General features: G+C 65.7%; 19 protein-coding genes. 10 read left to right on the forward strand and 9 right to left on the reverse strand.

From position 1 onward, the window contains the following. The first annotated feature begins 228 nt into the window (after positions 1 to 228). The gene (locus QW863_RS21195; protein ID WP_315717275.1) at positions 229 to 1,653 is read left to right on the forward strand and encodes a tetratricopeptide repeat protein; all 1,425 of its coding nucleotides are present in this window, start codon (positions 229 to 231) and stop codon (positions 1,651 to 1,653) included. A 62-nt stretch (positions 1,654 to 1,715) separates the two neighbouring features. Here the strand turns inward: QW863_RS21195 and QW863_RS21200 are convergent, their stop codons facing one another. The 3 genes from QW863_RS21200 to QW863_RS21210 all read right to left on the reverse strand — a co-directional run bounded on the left by QW863_RS21200 (position 1,716) and on the right by QW863_RS21210 (position 3,522). Then, the gene (locus tag QW863_RS21200) at positions 1,716 to 2,552 is read right to left on the reverse strand and encodes a DUF3658 domain-containing protein (RefSeq protein WP_315717276.1); all 837 of its coding nucleotides are present in this window, start codon (positions 2,550 to 2,552) and stop codon (positions 1,716 to 1,718) included. Beyond that, the gene (locus tag QW863_RS21205; RefSeq protein WP_315717277.1) at positions 2,549 to 2,776 is read right to left on the reverse strand and encodes a hypothetical protein; all 228 of its coding nucleotides are present in this window, start codon (positions 2,774 to 2,776) and stop codon (positions 2,549 to 2,551) included. The genes QW863_RS21200 and QW863_RS21205 overlap by 4 nt, the downstream gene beginning before the upstream one ends. Positions 2,777 to 2,949: 173 nt before the next feature. Then, on the reverse strand, positions 2,950 to 3,522 hold the full coding sequence (locus QW863_RS21210; RefSeq protein WP_315717278.1) for a TetR/AcrR family transcriptional regulator: 573 nt from the start codon (positions 3,520 to 3,522) through the stop codon (positions 2,950 to 2,952). Between the two features lie 133 nt (positions 3,523 to 3,655). Between QW863_RS21210 and QW863_RS21215 the strand changes: the two genes are divergently transcribed. Beyond that, on the forward strand, positions 3,656 to 4,072 hold the full coding sequence (locus tag QW863_RS21215) for a 4-oxalocrotonate tautomerase (protein WP_315717279.1): 417 nt from the start codon (positions 3,656 to 3,658) through the stop codon (positions 4,070 to 4,072). 60 nt (positions 4,073 to 4,132) lie between these two features. On the opposite strand, the gene QW863_RS21220 is transcribed toward QW863_RS21215, so the two are convergent. From QW863_RS21220 to petA, 5 genes are all read right to left on the reverse strand, one after another. Then, the gene (locus QW863_RS21220; protein ID WP_315717280.1) at positions 4,133 to 5,185 is read right to left on the reverse strand and encodes a hypothetical protein; all 1,053 of its coding nucleotides are present in this window, start codon (positions 5,183 to 5,185) and stop codon (positions 4,133 to 4,135) included. Positions 5,186 to 5,820: 635 nt separating this feature from the next. Next, positions 5,821 to 6,495 carry a dienelactone hydrolase family protein gene (locus QW863_RS21225; protein ID WP_315717281.1) on the reverse strand — a complete coding sequence of 225 codons (675 nt, stop codon included), beginning with the start codon at positions 6,493 to 6,495 and terminating at the stop codon, positions 5,821 to 5,823. Between the two features lie 193 nt (positions 6,496 to 6,688). Continuing rightward, positions 6,689 to 7,021: a YnfA family protein gene (locus tag QW863_RS21230; RefSeq protein ID WP_315717282.1), complete on the reverse strand. Its 333-nt coding sequence runs from the start codon at positions 7,019 to 7,021 to the stop codon at positions 6,689 to 6,691. Between the two features lie 127 nt (positions 7,022 to 7,148). Continuing rightward, positions 7,149 to 9,221: a cytochrome c1 gene (locus tag QW863_RS21235; protein WP_315717284.1), complete on the reverse strand. Its 2,073-nt coding sequence runs from the start codon at positions 9,219 to 9,221 to the stop codon at positions 7,149 to 7,151. A 60-nt stretch (positions 9,222 to 9,281) separates the two neighbouring features. Then, a complete protein-coding gene (gene petA, locus QW863_RS21240) occupies positions 9,282 to 9,812 on the reverse strand; it encodes a ubiquinol-cytochrome c reductase iron-sulfur subunit (protein WP_315717369.1) in 531 nt (176 codons plus the stop codon). A 280-nt stretch (positions 9,813 to 10,092) separates the two neighbouring features. On the opposite strand from petA, the gene QW863_RS21245 reads away from it, so the two are divergent. The 5 genes from QW863_RS21245 to QW863_RS21265 all read left to right on the forward strand — a co-directional run bounded on the left by QW863_RS21245 (position 10,093) and on the right by QW863_RS21265 (position 13,344). Beyond that, positions 10,093 to 10,578 carry a tRNA (cytidine(34)-2'-O)-methyltransferase gene (locus tag QW863_RS21245; RefSeq protein ID WP_315717285.1) on the forward strand — a complete coding sequence of 162 codons (486 nt, stop codon included), beginning with the start codon at positions 10,093 to 10,095 and terminating at the stop codon, positions 10,576 to 10,578. Beyond that, a complete protein-coding gene (gene queE, locus QW863_RS21250; protein WP_315717286.1) occupies positions 10,575 to 11,207 on the forward strand; it encodes a 7-carboxy-7-deazaguanine synthase in 633 nt (210 codons plus the stop codon). The genes QW863_RS21245 and queE overlap by 4 nt, the downstream gene beginning before the upstream one ends. Before the next feature lie 17 nt (positions 11,208 to 11,224). Beyond that, on the forward strand, positions 11,225 to 11,593 hold the full coding sequence (locus tag QW863_RS21255) for a 6-carboxytetrahydropterin synthase (RefSeq protein WP_315717370.1): 369 nt from the start codon (positions 11,225 to 11,227) through the stop codon (positions 11,591 to 11,593). A 103-nt stretch (positions 11,594 to 11,696) separates the two neighbouring features. Then, positions 11,697 to 12,584 carry an oxygen-dependent coproporphyrinogen oxidase gene (gene hemF, locus QW863_RS21260; RefSeq protein WP_315717287.1) on the forward strand — a complete coding sequence of 296 codons (888 nt, stop codon included), beginning with the start codon at positions 11,697 to 11,699 and terminating at the stop codon, positions 12,582 to 12,584. 31 nt (positions 12,585 to 12,615) lie between these two features. Continuing rightward, on the forward strand, positions 12,616 to 13,344 hold the full coding sequence (locus tag QW863_RS21265) for an HAD family hydrolase (protein WP_315717288.1): 729 nt from the start codon (positions 12,616 to 12,618) through the stop codon (positions 13,342 to 13,344). 18 nt (positions 13,345 to 13,362) lie between these two features. Here QW863_RS21265 and QW863_RS21270 read toward each other — a convergent pair whose 3' ends face one another. After that, positions 13,363 to 14,277: a LysR family transcriptional regulator gene (locus QW863_RS21270; protein WP_315717289.1), complete on the reverse strand. Its 915-nt coding sequence runs from the start codon at positions 14,275 to 14,277 to the stop codon at positions 13,363 to 13,365. A 119-nt stretch (positions 14,278 to 14,396) separates the two neighbouring features. Between QW863_RS21270 and QW863_RS21275 the strand changes: the two genes are divergently transcribed. From QW863_RS21275 to QW863_RS21285, 3 genes are all read left to right on the forward strand, one after another. Next, the gene (locus tag QW863_RS21275; RefSeq protein ID WP_315717290.1) at positions 14,397 to 15,026 is read left to right on the forward strand and encodes a DsbA family protein; all 630 of its coding nucleotides are present in this window, start codon (positions 14,397 to 14,399) and stop codon (positions 15,024 to 15,026) included. A 108-nt stretch (positions 15,027 to 15,134) separates the two neighbouring features. Then, positions 15,135 to 16,034, forward strand: coding sequence for an MBL fold metallo-hydrolase (locus tag QW863_RS21280; protein WP_315717291.1), 900 nt, complete (start codon positions 15,135 to 15,137; stop codon positions 16,032 to 16,034). 86 nt (positions 16,035 to 16,120) lie between these two features. After that, positions 16,121 to 16,528 (forward strand): diguanylate cyclase, encoded by a 408-nt coding sequence (locus QW863_RS21285; protein WP_315717292.1) that lies wholly within the window; start codon positions 16,121 to 16,123, stop codon positions 16,526 to 16,528. Positions 16,529 to 16,530 lie beyond the last annotated feature (2 nt).

Genomic DNA, 16,530 nt, shown 5'->3' on the forward strand with positions numbered 1-16,530 from the left:
GCCAGGACCATGCGACTTCACCGTGCGCGCCCGCCGTTCGTCCGCACGACGTCTGCCATGCTGCGACGTGACACGCCCACCGCATCTCCACCCCGCGTGTCGTGACGATCGCGATACGCCCCTCGTGCCGGGGTGGGACGGAGATATCAGAGCACGAATTCCGAAAAATAGAAACAAGAATGTTTTTTGGCGAAGGACTGGACAGGGCAAATCAGCTTGAGGCGGCTGATGAATTTCGCGGGGCGGCGCATGATCGACCAGCCCGGCACGGAGATCATCGGCAGAGCGAATATCCGAATTGCTGGGCATGCAGTGCCCGGTCTATGCTGCATCGTCTCCCTTGCTGAAGGCATTCGTCCTTTGCGACGCCATCCCCTGGCCTTGCCCGCCATGCTCCTCTTTGCCGCGGCGACGGCGCCCGACGCTGTTGCGCAGGGCGAGCCGCCACTGGCCTGGTGCCTGGACCGCCGTTTCCCGGTCGACCAGCGGATCGAGAGCTGCACCTTCGCATTGCAGTCCGATCGATGGTCCGGACAAGATCAGATCCACGGCTATTTCAATCGTGGCAATGCGTACTATGAGAAACAGGAGTACGACCGCGCCATAGCCGATTTCACCGAAGCGATCAGGCTCGATCCCTCCTACCCGGCGGCCCGCAACAATCGTGGGTTCGCCTACGCAGGCAAAGGCGACTACGATCGGGCGATTGCAGATTATGACGAAGCGATCAAGCTCGATTCGAAGAAGCCGCTCTACTACTACAATCGCGGCTTGGCCTACTTCTCGAAAGAAAATTATGATCGGGCGCTCACGGACTTCAATCGAACGTTGGCGCTGGACCCCGAGCAAGCCAAGCCCTACGTTGATCGCGGCGCAATCCATGTTCTGAGGAACGACTTCGATCGCGGTCTCGCAGATATAGACGAGGCGATCCGACGCGACCCGACTGACGCCACCGCATACACCCTTCGCGCCGCCGTGCATAAACACAAGAAGCAGTTCGACCGCGCCATTGCCGACTACAGCGCTGCAATCAAATTCGGCCTGACGCCCGCGAAAGCCCTTAACGCCCATTTCAACCGAGGGATCGCGTATTTCGAAACAGGTGACATCGATCACGCCATCGCCGATTTCGACGAAACGATCAGGCGCGATCCGGGTCACGTTCTTGCCCATGTCAATCGTGGCATAGCATATGACGATAAGGGCGATCACGACCGTGCCATCATAGATTTCGGCGTGGCGATCAAGCTCGAGCCGCAACACGCGAAAGCATACATGAACCGCGGCGCGGCCTACGACAAGAAAGGCGATCATGACCGCGCCATCGCCGATTTTGACGAGGCTCTGAGGCTTAATGGCAAGCTTGCAGAGGCCTTCAACCGTCGCGGTATCGCCTACGACGACAAAGGGGATCACGACCGGGCCATCGTCGACTTCGATCAGGCCATCAGGCTCGATCCGAGCTATGCCGATGCCTACAACAATCGCGGCCTCGCCTACAAGGAGAAGGCAGACTACGATCGCGCGATCGCCGACTTCGACGCGGCCATCGCCCTGGCGCCGGATTTCTCCGAGGCCCAAGGCAACCGGGATGAGGTTCGCGAACTGAAGAAGAGCCGCGGGGCTGCAATGCCGGCCCCGGAACGTTAGACGGGTCCGCGGCTGATGCGGACGCGGCGCTGGGTCCGGCCAACCCGGCTATTCCTGACGCGTCATGCGCAGCCGCCCGCTAACCGCAACTCACTGCGATGCATATCGAACAGGTCGCCACGAGACTCGAGGCGACCTGCTGCTACGAGCGCACGGGCGCGCGCGAACAACTCGATATCGCCCGTCTGCAGCACAATCGTCCCGGTTTCGCAAAGCGCCTCCCCGATAATGCTCGCCGTCTTCTGCCAGTCGACCGTGGCAAATGACAGCAGCACCGAATCGAAGAACGAGATCGGCGCCGACAGCAATTCGCCGTCGCGAATGACGCGCAACGGCGCGTTCTCCGCTTTGAGGCGCGCCCAACGTTCTCGGCAGGCATCACGCCGACTCGGCGACAGAACGGTCCGCAGATCCCACAGTGCATTGTCGCGGATTGTCTCCGGCGACACTAAACCCAGGCTGACGGCCAGCCGTGGCGCCTTCGGCCCAGTCTCCCCTGCCCGCACGACTGTGTCGGTGAGATCGACGATCTCGATCGGCTCATCGCCGAGCCGCCACAGGAGTTCGAGGAAGCCGGCATATTCCTGGGTCGATCGCCGCGTGAACCAGGCGATCCGTCGGTTGTTGCTCGAGAGCGCCTCGTCCCAGAACGATGTTGCCTGGCCGCCCACCTCTTCCCAGCCTGACACTTGCAATTCCTGGTCCATCCAGGCGGTTCGCAGCTCCGGGTCGGGTGGATTGATCGGACCAAAGCTCAGGCTGTCGGCAAAGCCAATCACGCGGTCGCTGCGCCCAGCCTGCTGGAGCGCAGCGCGCAACGTGCCTGCAGCGGACATGTTGAAGACGACATGAAGGATCGCGTGGGGAATTGTTATCTCCCTTGCCAGACGTGCGTTCACGTGGGGCGAGTCACGATGACGCTTCCCTCGCGCCCCATCGCCGCGCGAGCTTGCTGAAGCGCACCGATGACTCGATCGAGCTCTTCGGCCGCCATGAAGACCTCGATGTCGCCGTCCGTCCTCAACGACAGCGCCAACCCGATGCTATCGCCGACGACGCGAACCAGCACGCATGCGTCGTCGCCGGACGACTTGTCGACGAACGTGATCGGCTCGGTGCTCATGCGGGATCCAGGATCATCTGATAGGCCATGCTAGCAGATATCGAAACGTCGTTGGATTCGACATGCCGCCAAACTGGCGGTGCGCTCCCCTCCCCCTTGCGGACAGGGGAGCTGGCGTTGGGGCGAGCGGCAACTCACAACTTGCGAAGCCGAGCGCTCGCGCGGCAGCGGCTCTACAGCAGCGCCAGCGCGGCTTGTTTGAGGTGGGCGGCGATGGCATCGCGGGCTTCGCGTGAGCCGACGCTGCGCGCCATCGTCACCCCTCCCGAGAGGATCGCCATCAGCGACCAGGCCTTTTGCAGCCGAGCTTCATCGGTGCTCCCCTGCAACCCCTTTGCGATCTGCTGCGCGACCCTTTCGAGCGCGGTGCCATAGGCGGCCTTCGTTTCCTCGCTGGCGCGCGTCACGTCCGGCGTCAGGCTCTGCAGTCCGCAGCTCGAGTCCAGGATGCAATGGAGACGTTCTCCGAGATAGAATGCGATGAACGCCTCGGCCCAGCGCGCTCCCATCTGCTGCTGAAGACTCGCAATGCCCGTCCTGAGATCGTCCAGCCCGGCCAACGCGGCGGCTTCGAACGCGGCGTCCTTCGACTTGAAGTGACCGTAGAACGCGCCGGACGTGACCCCGGCTTCCTTGGCGAGGCCGTCGACGCCGATGCCGCCATAGCCAAGCCGGCGAAAGCCGCGCCCCGCGGCCTCCAACAACTTCGTCTTTGCTTCCTGCTTATGCTCGGCGTGGTACCGCATCTGGCGCCTTCCATAGCGATCGTTATTTCATGCTTGACTGATAACGATCGTTATTCTATTGGTGGATCACGGTCGTTATATAATGACCGCCGTTCCCCGGGACAACCGCCCTAGGGCGAGCACAGGAGGAGTCATGCCGATCAGTCTCACACTCACCGAAGGCGTCATCGCTGCCGACCAGGCGCCGATCGCCGTTGCGCGGATCACGGAATCGTTCCTGAGACACCATGGTCTGGCGGGCAACAGGATCATGGGGGCGAACGTCACGGCCCATCTGAACATCCTGCCGAAGGGCCATACCTTCGCCGGCGGCACGCCGGTCGATGGCGCCTGGATCGAGACCAAGACGCCGTCATTCGCGCTCGCCAGTCACGAGGTCCAGACGGCGTTCTTCGGCGAAGCCACCGACATTCTGCATGACCTCTCCGGCGGGGCGCTTGCCAGGGACCGGATCTGGTCCAACGGCGTCCACGCCGTCGACGGCACCTGGAATCTCGACGGCAGGCCGATGACCAACGACGCGCTCGTGGGGGCCATCACCGCAGGCTGACCACGGTCATCACGGCCGCTACCGCATTGGGCGGCGGCGGCCGTGATGAATGCCGACCGCTCACGTCCCCGGCTTCACCAGCCCCAGCTCGGCGAACTTCATCTCCGTCGCCACCACCGCGTTCTCATACACCTCGCCGCGCTCGACGAAGTAGTTGAAGTAGCCGGCCGGCGTCTCCGGCTGGATCTCGACCAGCTCCACGGTCTTGTATTTCGGATCGGTGATCACGCCGCTCGCGATCAGGTCGTTGATGCGCTTGAGCGCGTCGACCTCGGCCTTGTAGCCGACCGAGAACCACATCTCCGTGGTCCAGTCCTGCACCTCGAACCAGTTGGCCGGCGCCTGGCCCTGCCACCCCTCGGCGAGCGGGCGGACGGCAAAGACGCGGTCGAAACCGTGCAGCTCGGAGATGATGCTGGCGCGGTGATAAGCGCCGTCCATCTGTCCCTGGGGCAGCTTGGTGAAGCCGTAGAGCGACAGCCACAGCGCGGCCTTGACCGCCTCCGGCGTGATCGGGCGGATGGCGCGCTCGGCCAGCACCTCGGAGGCGTAGCGCAGGTCGCGCTTGGCCGCCGATTGCCGCGCCTTGACGGCATGGGCGTTGGGAACCGACTTCTCCGCCGGCAGCAGCGCCCGCGCCGCCTCGTTGCCGTAGAGATAGCCGGTGCCGGTCTCGGGATCATAGGTGTTGAACACGACGCCGACCGACGTGGCGTTGAGCGTCTCCGCCGCGTGCGCGAAGTCGGCCTCGCTCCGCACCGGGACATATTGCTGCGCCGGCCACAGCCGGTCGGCGAGGGCGTTGAACGGGCCGTCACGCCAATCCGGCCAGGAGACGAAGCGCGCCAGCGCCTCGGCATAGGCGGGACGAAACACCCCGGGATAGCCGAACATCACCGTGCGCAACTGCGACGCCGGATCCCGGTGGCGGTCGGAGGACATCAGCTCGTTGCGCAGATCGAGACCCTGAAGCCACGCCGACAGCACCAGGATCTGGCCGGACGTCGCGGTGACGAGATCCGGCGTCACGCCCCAGGCGCGGGCAGTGTCGAGGAAGCCGGCGCCATGGGCGTTCAAGCCGCCCAGCCCGGCCAGCGCAAAGGCCACTCGCACGGCTTTCTCCATCAGCAGAGGGACCGGAGAACGCTACCTCAGATTGTTTCGGCGACGCAACCGACGGCGAGACGCAGCGAATTCGAACATCGAACGAAGCGACGCGCTTCGAACATGATCAATGCTCAGATCTCCGCGGGATCCCGGTGATTCGCCGAAACGTGACGGCGCCAAGCGACGAAAAGCTGCAGCCGGCGGCTGTGTGGTGCCTCACAACCTCATGTTGCGCGCGTGCACGCCGCCTCAGGTATCGACCCATGATTGTCGCAACCCAAAAAAGTTACATAACTTGGCTGTGCGCGAGGGCAACACTGTTGTCAATCTGCAATAGTATGGCAATGATTGGTTAACCATATTGAATTACCTTGGTTAACATGGCCCGCGGCAAACAGCCTTCAGTGTCGCATGCGCTCCCGAAGCAGCCGACGCTGCTCGATTGCTTCCTCGAAGCGCAGGCAAAGCGGACGAAGCGTCGACGGCGCTCCGCCGACGCAGTGACCAGCGCCGACCCCTTGGCTCCTTCAGACGACGCTCCGAGTCTTGGTGAGGCCGAAGCGCCCTCGGCCGAAACCAAGGCCGCCCGCGCGGTTTGAGTCCGCACGGCGCGGTTTGGAACCGACGCGCCGGCCCTCAGCTCAGCCGAGGTGCTTGTGGAAAAACGCCGTGGCGCGGCCCCAGGCGAGCTCGGCGGCCCTGCGATCGTGCACGGTCATGCGCTGCTCGTTCACGAAGGCATGCTCGGCATCGTAGCGATAGAGCTCGAGCGACTTGCCGGCGGCCTTCATCGCCTTCTCGAAGCCGTCCACCAGCGCCGGCGTGCACCAATCATCCTTGTTGGCAAAGTGGGCCTGCAGCGGGATCTTGACGTCGGCCGGCTTCGCCGCCTGCTCCGGCGGAATGCCGTAGAACACGACGCCGGCGGCGAGCTCGTCGATCTTGGTCGCGCCGATGATCGTCACCGCGCCGCCGAGGCAGAAGCCGGTGAGGCCGACCTTGGCGCCGTTGCGCGCCAGATATTGCGCGGCCCCGCGCACGGTCTGCGTGGTCGCGTCCATGAAGTCGAGCGAGTTCATCTCCCGGCCCGCCGCATCCGTATCGTGATAGGGCACCACCGTGCCCTTGTAGAGATCGGGCGCCAGCGCGTTGAAGCCGGCGAGCGCGAAACGATCGCACATCCCCTTGATCTGGTCCTGAAGGCCCCACCATTCCTGGATGACGACGACGCCCGGCGCATCGGCCTGCGCGGCCTTGGCGAGATAGCCCTTGGCCTCCTGGCCATCGGGGCGCTTGAAGCTGATCAGTGTGCCCATGTGTTCCTCCGCAGGTTTTGTTGGAAGCTGAGGAGCGGGGTTTACCGCAAATGCGCGTCCGGCGCGACGGGAGGCGATCGGGTTCGCTGCAACGTGAGAGGATTCGTAGCCCGGATGAGCGCAGCGACATCCGGGGTCCTCGCCGGCACTGTTGCGATCCAGGATGTCGCTGCGCTCATCCGGGCTACGGGCGCTAGACCGGCATCGCGCGCGGCGCGAACAGGATCACTGCCATGCCGGCGAGGCAGATCAGGGCGCCGGCGGCGTCCCACGGATCGGGGCGATGGCCCTCGACCAGCCAGCCCCATAGCAGCGCCGCGGTGATATAGATGCCGCCATAGGCGGCGTAGGCGCGGCCGGCGAGCGGGCTGTCGGCCACGGTGAGAAGCGTCGCGAAGCCGGCGAGCGCGGCCATGCCGGGCAACAGCCATAGCGGCGACTGCCCGAGCCGCAGCCAAGCCCAGAACGCGAAGCAGCCGCCGATCTCCAGCACGGCGGCGCCGGCGAAGGCGAGAAGTGACGGCATGGGCGAACTCCGTTTTCCCGGCTGCGCCGCGGACAAGGCCTCCCTGGCCCGAGCCCAACTAACACAGGGACAACAAAAAAGCCCCCGGAGGGGCTTTTCGTTTTCATCAGACGTTTCCGATCACCGCTCAATGCGCGGCGGCCCAGACCCGCTTCTTGGTGAAGTACATCAGGCCGGCGAAGATGATCAGGAAGATGAACACCTGATAGCCGAGGCGCTTGCGCGCTTCCATGTGCGGCTCGGCGGTCCACATCAGGAAGGTCGCGACGTCGTGGGCATACTGCTTCACGGTGGCCGGCGAGCCGTCGTCGAACGTCACCTGGCCGTCGGACAGCGGCGGCGGCATCTTGATCGCATGCCCGGGGAAGTACTTGTTGTAGTACGAGCCGTCCGGAATGGTGACGCCGTGCGGCGGAGTTTCTTCATAGCCCTGCAGCAGCGCGTTGATGTAGTTCGGGCCCTGCTCCTGGAACTGGGTGAAGAAGTCGATCAGGAACCAGGGGAAGCCGCGCTTGTAGGAGCGCGCCTTGGCCATCAGCGACAGGTCCGGCGGGGCCGCACCGCCATTGGCGGCCCGTGCGGCCTGCTCGTTCGGGAACGGCGACGGGAAGTAGTCGGCCGGCCGGCCCGGACGCTCGAACATCTCGCCGGCGTCGTTGGGACCGTCCTTGATCTTGTACTCGGCCGCGAAGGCGGCCGCCTGCGCCGGCGAGTAGCCCGGGCCGCCGGGCTCGGCGAGATTGCGGAACGCCACATATTGCAGCGAATGGCAGTTCGAGCAGACTTCCTTGTAGACCTTGAGGCCGCGCTGCACGGCGCCGCGATCGAAGGTGCCGAACGGACCGGCAAACGACCACTTCGCCGACGGCGGGTTCTCCTGGCCTTCGCTGGCACGGGCGTCGCCCATGCTGCCGGCGAGCAGCGACACCGCGGCGACCAGCGCGATCACGGTCGAGACCATCGGTGCCGCCTTGCGGCCGGACCTGGCCAGCACGTCGTCAGCGATCGAGTTCGGCAGCGGGCGCGGCCGCTCGATGCGCGCGAGCAGCGGCAGCACGATCAGGAAGTAGGCGAAGTACAGCACCGTCAGGATGCGGCCGAGCACGACATAGACACCCTCCGGCGGCTGCGCGCCGAGATAGCCGAGGCCGATGCAGACGACGACGAAGATCCAGAAGAACTGCTTGCCGAGCGGGCGGTACTTGTTGGAGCGGGTCTTGGCCGAGTCGAGCCAGGGCAGGAACACCAGCACGATGATGGCCGCGAACATCGCGATCACGCCGGCGAGCTTGTTCGGGATCGAGCGCAGGATCGCGTAGAATGGCAGGTAGTACCATTCGGGCACGATGTGCGCCGGCGTCACCGCCGGGTTGGCCGGGATGTAGTTGTCGGCCTCGCCGAGATAGTTCGGCATGTAGAAGATGAACCAGGAATAGAAGATCAGGAAGCAGGCGACGCCGAAGAAGTCCTTGATCGTCGCGTACGGTGTGAACGGCACCATGTCCTTCTCGGTCTTCGGCTCGACGCCGGCCGGGTTGTTCTGGCCAGTGACGTGCAGCGCCCAGACGTGCAGCACGACCACGCCGGCGATCAGGAACGGCAGCAAATAATGGAGCGCGAAGAAGCGGTTCAGCGTGGGATTACCGACGGAGTAGCCGCCCCACAGCAGGGTCACGATGCTCTCGCCGAAATACGGCACGGCCGAGAACAAATTGGTGATGACGGTCGCGCCCCAGAAGCTCATCTGGCCCCACGGCAGCACGTAGCCCATGAAGCCCGTCGCCATCATCAGGAGGTAGATGATGACGCCGAGGATCCAGAGCACCTCGCGCGGCGCCTTGTATGACCCGTAATACAGGCCGCGGAACATGTGGATGTAGACGGCGAGGAAGAACATCGACGCGCCGCAGGCATGCATGTTGCGCAGCAGCCAGCCGTAGTTCACGTCGCGGACGATCAGTTCGACCGACTTGAAGGCGAGGTCGGCATGCGGCGTGTAGTGCATCGCCAGGACGACGCCGGTCACGATCTGGATGCCGAGCATCATCGAGAGGATGGCGCCGAACGTCCACCAATAGTTCAGGTTCCGCGGCGTCGGATAGGCAATGAAGGACGAGTGGACCAGGCCGATGATCGGAAGTCGTTGCTCGAGCCACTTCAAGGCGGGGTGGCTCGGCTGGTAGTCAGAAGGTCCACTCATGATGCGTTCCTGAAGAAATTATCTTGCACGATCGAGCGTGAGCTCAAGACGAACGTCTGCTCAGCCGATCTGGATCTTGGTGTCGGAAACGAACTGATAGGGCGGGACGGGAAGATTGAGCGGCGCCGGCCCCTGGCGGACGCGACCGGAGGCGTCGTACTGCGAGCCGTGGCACGGGCAGAAGAAGCCGTCGTAATTGCCTTCATGGGCGATCGGGATGCAGCCGAGATGGGTGCAGATGCCGATCACGACCAGCCACTGCTCGTGGCCGTCCTTGGTGCGGGACTGGTCGGTCGCCGGATCCGGCAGGCTCGACACCGGCACCGCGCGGACCTCCTCGACCTGCTTCTTGGTGCGGTGGGAGATGTAGATCGGCTTGCCGCGCCAGAACACCTTGATGTCCTGTCCTTCGGCGACGGGCGCGAGATCGACCTCGATCGGCGCGCCGGCCGCGATGGTCGAGGCATCGGGATTCATCTGGGAGATGAAGGGCCACAGGGCGGCCACAGCACCGACAGCCGCGGTAGCGCCCGTGGCGACGAAAAGAAAATCCCGGCGTGTCGGATGATCCGCAGTAGACGCTGTCACGATTCCAACCCTTTCTTCGTTGCAGCCGGTGGAACCGCCCCGCTCGACGTCTTACGATCTCGACCTTGGAGATCACGTGACCGGGAGATCCTGCCGGCGCCCGCGTCCCCCGCGGCGGCAGAAAACGGCTCGCTCCACCGCCCCTGGGGAACAAGCCGTCCAGAATCGTTCTATTGGCACCCTTGCGATACGAGCGCAAGCCCGCTATCGGCCCTGCAGCACGCCATGCACCAATTCCCGCTTCGGAAGCGGACTTTCCGCCTCAGTCCTAAGACCAATTCGCATGCAGATCGCGCTCTATCAGCCCGACATTCCGCAGAACACCGGAACGATTCTGCGCCTGTGCGCCTGCCTCGGGCTCGCGGCCCACATCATCGAACCGGCGGGCTTTCCCGTGTCCGACCGGCAGTTCCGCCGCGCCGGCATGGACTATCTGGACCAACTGAATTGGCGGCGGCACGATTCCTGGAGCGCGTTCGAGTCCTGGCGGTCCGCAGAGGGCCATCGCCTGCTGCTGCTGACGACCAGGGCCGCGACCTGCTATCTCGACTTCAGCTATGGCGCGGACGACATCCTGCTGCTCGGGCGCGAGAGCGCCGGCGTGCCGGACGGCGTGGCGGCGGTCGCCGATGCGCGGCTGCGGATTCCGCTGCAGCCGGGGCTGCGCTCGCTGAACGTGGCGATGGCCGCGGCGATGGCCGCCGGCGAGGCGCTGCGCCAGACCGGACAATTCGTCCAATTGCAGTCCGCACAAGGAGCCGGAGGGTGAGCTACGCGGTGAAGGAAATCTTCATGACCCTGCAGGGCGAAGGCGCCCAGGCGGGGCGCGCTGCCGTGTTCTGCCGCTTCGCCGGCTGCAACCTGTGGAGCGGCCGCGAGGCCGATCGCGCAACCGCGACGTGCCGGTTCTGTGACACCGATTTCGTCGGCACCGACGGCACGCTGGGCGGCCGTTATGAGACCGCCGCAGCGCTGGCCGAGGCCATCGGCGGGCAATGGACAGGCGGGGCCGCCGACCGCTATACGATCCTCACCGGCGGGGAGCCGCTGCTGCAGGTCGATGCCGACCTGATCGAGGCGCTCCACGCCCGCGGCTTCGCGGTCGGGGTCGAAACCAACGGCACGCTCATTCCGCCCGACGGGATCGACTGGATCTGCGTCAGCCCGAAGGCCGGCGCCAAGCTGAAGCTGCGGCAGGGCCACGAGCTGAAGCTGGTCTACCCGCAACACGGGGCCGAGCCGGAGACGTTCGCGGGGCTCGCCTTCGAGCGCTTCTCGCTGCAGCCGATGGACGGGCCCGAAGCGGCCGCGAACACGGCGCGCGCCATTGATTACTGCCAGCATCATCCGCAATGGCGGCTCAGTCTGCAGACGCACAAGATGATCGGCATCAGGTAGGGATTGTGACTGACACGATGTGGGAATTGACCAAGTCGTTCACCTTCGAGGCCGCGCATACGCTGCCGATCACGACGCTCGGCGAAGCCAGCCAGGAGATCCACGGCCACTCCTTCCGCGCCGAGGTGACGGTGCGCGGCGATACGACCCATCCCGAGACCGGCATGGTGGTCGATTTCGGCGTGCTGACGCAGCGGCTGAGCGAGATCCAGGCCATGCTCGACCACAAGTTCTTGAACAAGATCGAGGCGATCGGGCTGCCGACGCTCGAGAACCTGTCGCGCTTCATTTATGAGCGCGTCCGCTCGATCGGCCATGTCACCAAGGTCAGCGTCCACCGCGACAGCTGCCGCGAGACCTGTACCTATTTCGGTCCGCAGGCCTGATCGATTGTGGTAGGACCGAACCGTAGCGACAACAGCGCTGTCACCTCCGGCTGTCATGGACGCTTGACGGCGGGGTGAGCGCCAATGTGCCAGGGGAACGTCCATGACCACCGCCGCCATCGAGGATCGCAAGGCCCGCGCCCGCGCCTGGTTCGAGAGCCTGCGCGACCAGATCTGCGCGGCGTTCGAGCGGCTCGAGGACGAGGCGCCGGCTGACCTTTATCCGCGCACACCGAGCCGGTTCGTCCGAACGCCGTGGGAGCGCACCGACCATGCCGGCGGCCCGGGCGGCGGCGGCGTCATGAGCATGATGCACGGCCGGCTGTTCGAGAAGGTCGGCGTGCACTGCTCGACCGTGCATGGCGAGTTCGCCCCGGAATTCCGCAGCCAGATTCCCGGCGCCTCCGAAGACCCGCGGTTCTGGGCCTCGGGCATCTCGCTGATCGCGCATCTGTGGTCGCCGCACGTGCCGGCGGTGCACATGAACACGCGCTTCGTCGTCACGACGAAAGCCTGGTTCGGCGGCGGCGCCGACCTGACGCCGGTGCTGGACCGCCGCCGCACCCAGGAGGACGCGGATACGCTGGCCTTCCACGCCGCGATGAAGGGCGCCTGCGACGCGCATGCCGCGGTGGCCTCGTACGACAAGTACAAGCGCTGGTGCGACGAGTACTTCTATCTGCCGCACCGCAAGGAGCCGCGCGGCATCGGCGGCATCTTCTACGACCATCACGATTCCGGCGACTGGGAGGCCGACCTCGCCTTCACCCAGGATGTTGGCCGCGCCTTCCTGAAGGTCTATCCCGAGCTTGTCCGGAGCAATTTCAGCAGCCCCTGGACCGCCGCCGACCGCGAGGAGCAGCTCATCCGCCGCGGCCGCTACGTCGAATTCAACCTGCTCTACGACCGCGGCACCACATTTGGGCTTAAAACCGGCGGCAATGTCGACAGCATTCTGTCCTCGATGCCGCCCGAGGTGAAATGGCCCTGAAACTCGATTTGTTGAACCGCGTAGATTGATCATGACCGCCGCCCTGCCCCGCGCCATGCTGATCGACATGGACGACACCATCCTGTCGGCCTATGGCCGTCCCGAGATCGCCTGGAATATCGTCGCCACCGAGTTTGCCGACGAACTCGCGCCGCATACGCCGCAGGCGGTGGCCGCCGCGATCCTGGCCTCGGCACGCAGCTTCTGGTCGGTCGCCGGCGCCGAATGGCGGATGAAGCTGATCCAGGCGCGGCAGGAGGTGGTCAAGGGCGGCTTCGCGGCGTTGACCGCCGCAGGCCCGGCGCTGCCGATCGAGCTTGCGATCCGCATCGCCGACCGCTTCACCGCCTATCGCGACGAGCAGATGTTCATCTTTCCCGGCGCGCACGAGGCGATCGACGCATTCAAGGCGCGCGGCGTCAGGCTGGCGCTCGTCACCAACGGCGAGGCCGGCCAGCAGCGCGCCAAGATCGAGCGCTTCGCGCTGGCGCACCGCTTCGACCACATCCAGATCGAGGGCGAGCACGGCTTCGGCAAGCCCGAGGAGCGCGCCTATTGGCACGCGATGGAGCGGCTCGGCGTCGGCCCGGAAGACACCTGGATGATCGGCGACAATCTCGAATGGGAGATCGTCGCGCCGCAGCGGCTCGGCATCTATTCGATCTGGATCGACGTCCATGGCGACGGCCTGCCGGAAGGCACCGACGTCAAGCCCGACCGCATCATCCGCTCGCTGACCGAGCTGGTGCCGGCGGGCTAGACCCGCGCGGCGCCGGCGTCACTTCGCGCGCCGCGGACCTCCGGCGACTGCGCGCTTGTGCGCCTCCATCAGCATCGCCACGAAGGCCGTCACCTTCGGCGGGCGAAAGCGCGCCGCTGGGAACACGGCGTGGATGCCTCCGGACGGCAGTGTCCAGGACGGCAGGATGGCCACGAGGCGGCCGGCCGCGAGATCGTCCCTGATCAGGAAATCGGGCAGCACCGCCAGGCCGCCGCCGGCCAGCGTCGCGGCGAGCACCGCCGGCGTGGTGTTGATGGTAAGCGTCTGGCTCATCTCGACGCTCTCGCGCTCGACGTCGCCTTTCATGAACTGCCAGGTGAGCGGCTCCCTCAGCGCGGCATTCGCAATGAACGGCAACGCGGCGAGGTCGCGCGGATGCGCGACGCGCCTGACCACGTTCGGCGCGGCCACCAGCTGCTGCCGGAAGCTGCCGACCCGGCGGGTCTGCAGGGTGGAATCGTCGAGCCATCCCACGCGGATCGAGAGATCGATCTGGCTGGCGACGAGGTCGATCTTGCTGTCGGCGAGGATCAGCTCGACCCGGCAGGCCGGATAGGTCCGCGAGAACTCGGTTGCGATCGCGGCGAGCGTGCAGGTGCCGTAGTCGGTCGGCGCGGCGATGCGCAACAGTCCCATCGGCTCGGCGTTGCTCTGCGCCAGCTCGGCCAATGCGCTCTCGGCCTCACGCAGGATGGCAGCACAGCGGGCATGCAGCAGGCGACCGGCTTCCGTCGGCTCGACCCTGCGCGTGGTCCGCACCAGCAGGTCGGTCCTGAGCTCGCGCTCGAGCTGGGCGACCTGCTGGCTGACCACGGCTTTGGTGATCCCGAGCCGATCGGCCGCGCGGGTAAAGGACGCTGCGTCCACCACGGCCGCGAAATAGACGAGGCGGTTGAGATTGATCGCCTCCATGCCGGCGGCTCCTTCTATTGTCCATTAACAGCATACAGTCTGTCTCATTATGCTGTATTTATGGACAAACGAGAACCCGCTATCTCGGCGCCATGCCGCTCCAAGACAGGGTTCCGGAAATGCGACTGACCTATCTGTTCGACCCGCTCTGCGGATGGTGCTACGGCGCCGGCCCGGCGGTCGAGACGCTCGCCGCCCACGACGCCATCACGCTCGAGCTGCTGCCCACTGGCCTGTTCGCCGGCCGTGGCGCCGGCAGGATGGATGCGCAATTCTCCGAATATGCCTGGAGCAACGACCAGCGCATCGCCAAGCAGACCGGCCAGCGTTTCACCGACGCGTACCGCACCCGCATTCTCGGCGCGGGCGGCGCCTTCGATTCGACAGCCGCATCGCTCGGCCTGACGGCGGTCCACGTCACCGACCCCGGCCGTGAGCTCACGGTCCTCAAGGAGCTGCAGCTTGCGCGCTACGTACACGGGCAGGACATCGTGAGCGTCGCGGGCGTCGGCGAAGTCCTTCGAGCGCTGGGCCTTGCGAGCGCCGCCGAGCGGATGCTGGCCCGGGATCACGCGCTGGTCGAGGCCTATGGCCGCCGGCTCCAGACCGCGCATAGCTTGATGCGACGCTACGGCTTGTCCGGTGTCCCGGCCCTGCTGGCGGGTGACGGCGAGCGGCAGAGGCCGCTGCCGGGCAACGCCTTGTACGAACCGCTCGACGGCCTGCTCGCACAACTCGGAGCAGCCTGAGCCGCTCCGTACTCGATGCCTGGCACAATCCACCCAGCCGTCGCACACGGCCGGAGCGCCGCCTGCTGCCCGGCCTCATCGTTTTATCACTCCAAGGAAGAGACTGACATGCCGACACGGAGACAGATCATGACGACAGCGATTGCAGGGACCGCCGCAGCCATTCTCGGTGCATCGGACAGCGGCCGTGCCGCTGGCAGCAAGCTGGTCTGGACACACTTTCCCGCCGGTCCGAACGGCTTCTTCCGCGCGCCCGTGCTGCTGAGGGGCCCCACCGAAGCACTGCTGATCGACGGCGGCTTCAACTATCCGGACGGCCGCGCGGTGGCGGCCGCAATCAAGGCGAGCGGCAAGACGCTGACGGCCATCTACATCAGCCAGTCGGACCCGGACTACTACTTCAGCCTCAAGCCGATCCGCGAGGCCTTTCCCGGCGTGAAGGTGATCGCCGCCACGGCGACCATCGAGGCGATCAAGGGCAATGTCGAGAAGAAGCTCGCCGTCTGGGGCCCGCAGCTGAAGGAGAACGGCCCGCAGACGATGGCCGACATCGTTCTGCCCGAACCGTTCGATGGCCCGTCGCTGTCGGTCGATGGCGAGACGATCGAGATCGTCGCCGCCGAGGGGCTGGCCAATCGGCGCTATCTCTGGGTGCCCTCGCTCGCAGCCGTATTCGGCGGCGTCATGATCTTCTCGGGTGTCCATGTCTGGACGGCCGACACCCAGAGCAAGGAGCAGCGCGCAGCCTGGATCGCGACCCTCGACAAGATCGCTGCACGCGCTCCGACGGTGGTGGTCGCCGGCCATGCCGTGGCGGACGCCGCCACCGACCTGTCGGGTGTTCGGCACACCAAGTCCTATCTCATCGCGTTCGAGGAGGAGCTCGCCAAGGCCAAGGACGCCGCAGCCCTGAAGGCCGCAATGGAGGCGAAGTTCCCCGGCCTCGGCATGGGCGTGGCCCTCGACATCGGCGCCAAGGTGGCGAAGGGCGAGATGAAGTGGGGCTGATGCAGGCCGCGGCCACATCAGGCTGACATGACAGAAGCGCCGGCCCGTCAGGACCGGCGCTTCGGCCTTTCGTGGATGGCCGCGTCGTGCCTCAGGCCGGGCGCTCGGCGACGTTGGGACGCCATTTGATCAGGCGGCTCTCGACGAGGTCGAGCAGCGCGTCGATGCGCGCGGAGGAGCTGCGCGCCCGCGTCGAGGCGCTCAACATCAGCTATGGCGTGGGCATGCTGCCGCGGGTGACGATCTCGGTCGGCGTCGCCGCCTATCCCGAGGCCGGCCTCGATCTGACGGAGATCCTGCGCGTCGCCGACGGCGCGCTGTACCGTGCCAAGCACAAGGGCCGCAACCGTGTCGAGCTCGCCTCCGGCGGCATGGTGCCGCCGCTCGACGAGGTGACGAACCGGGCCGTCGCCGCGCTCGATGCCATCGTGGCACGCGCCGAGACCGGCACCATCACGCCATCCGATCGGGACACGGACCAGCAGGTGGCTTGACG

Origin of the sequence: Bradyrhizobium sp. SZCCHNR1017 (genome assembly GCF_032381375.1) — a bacterium.
GTDB lineage: Bacteria > Pseudomonadota > Alphaproteobacteria > Rhizobiales > Xanthobacteraceae > Bradyrhizobium.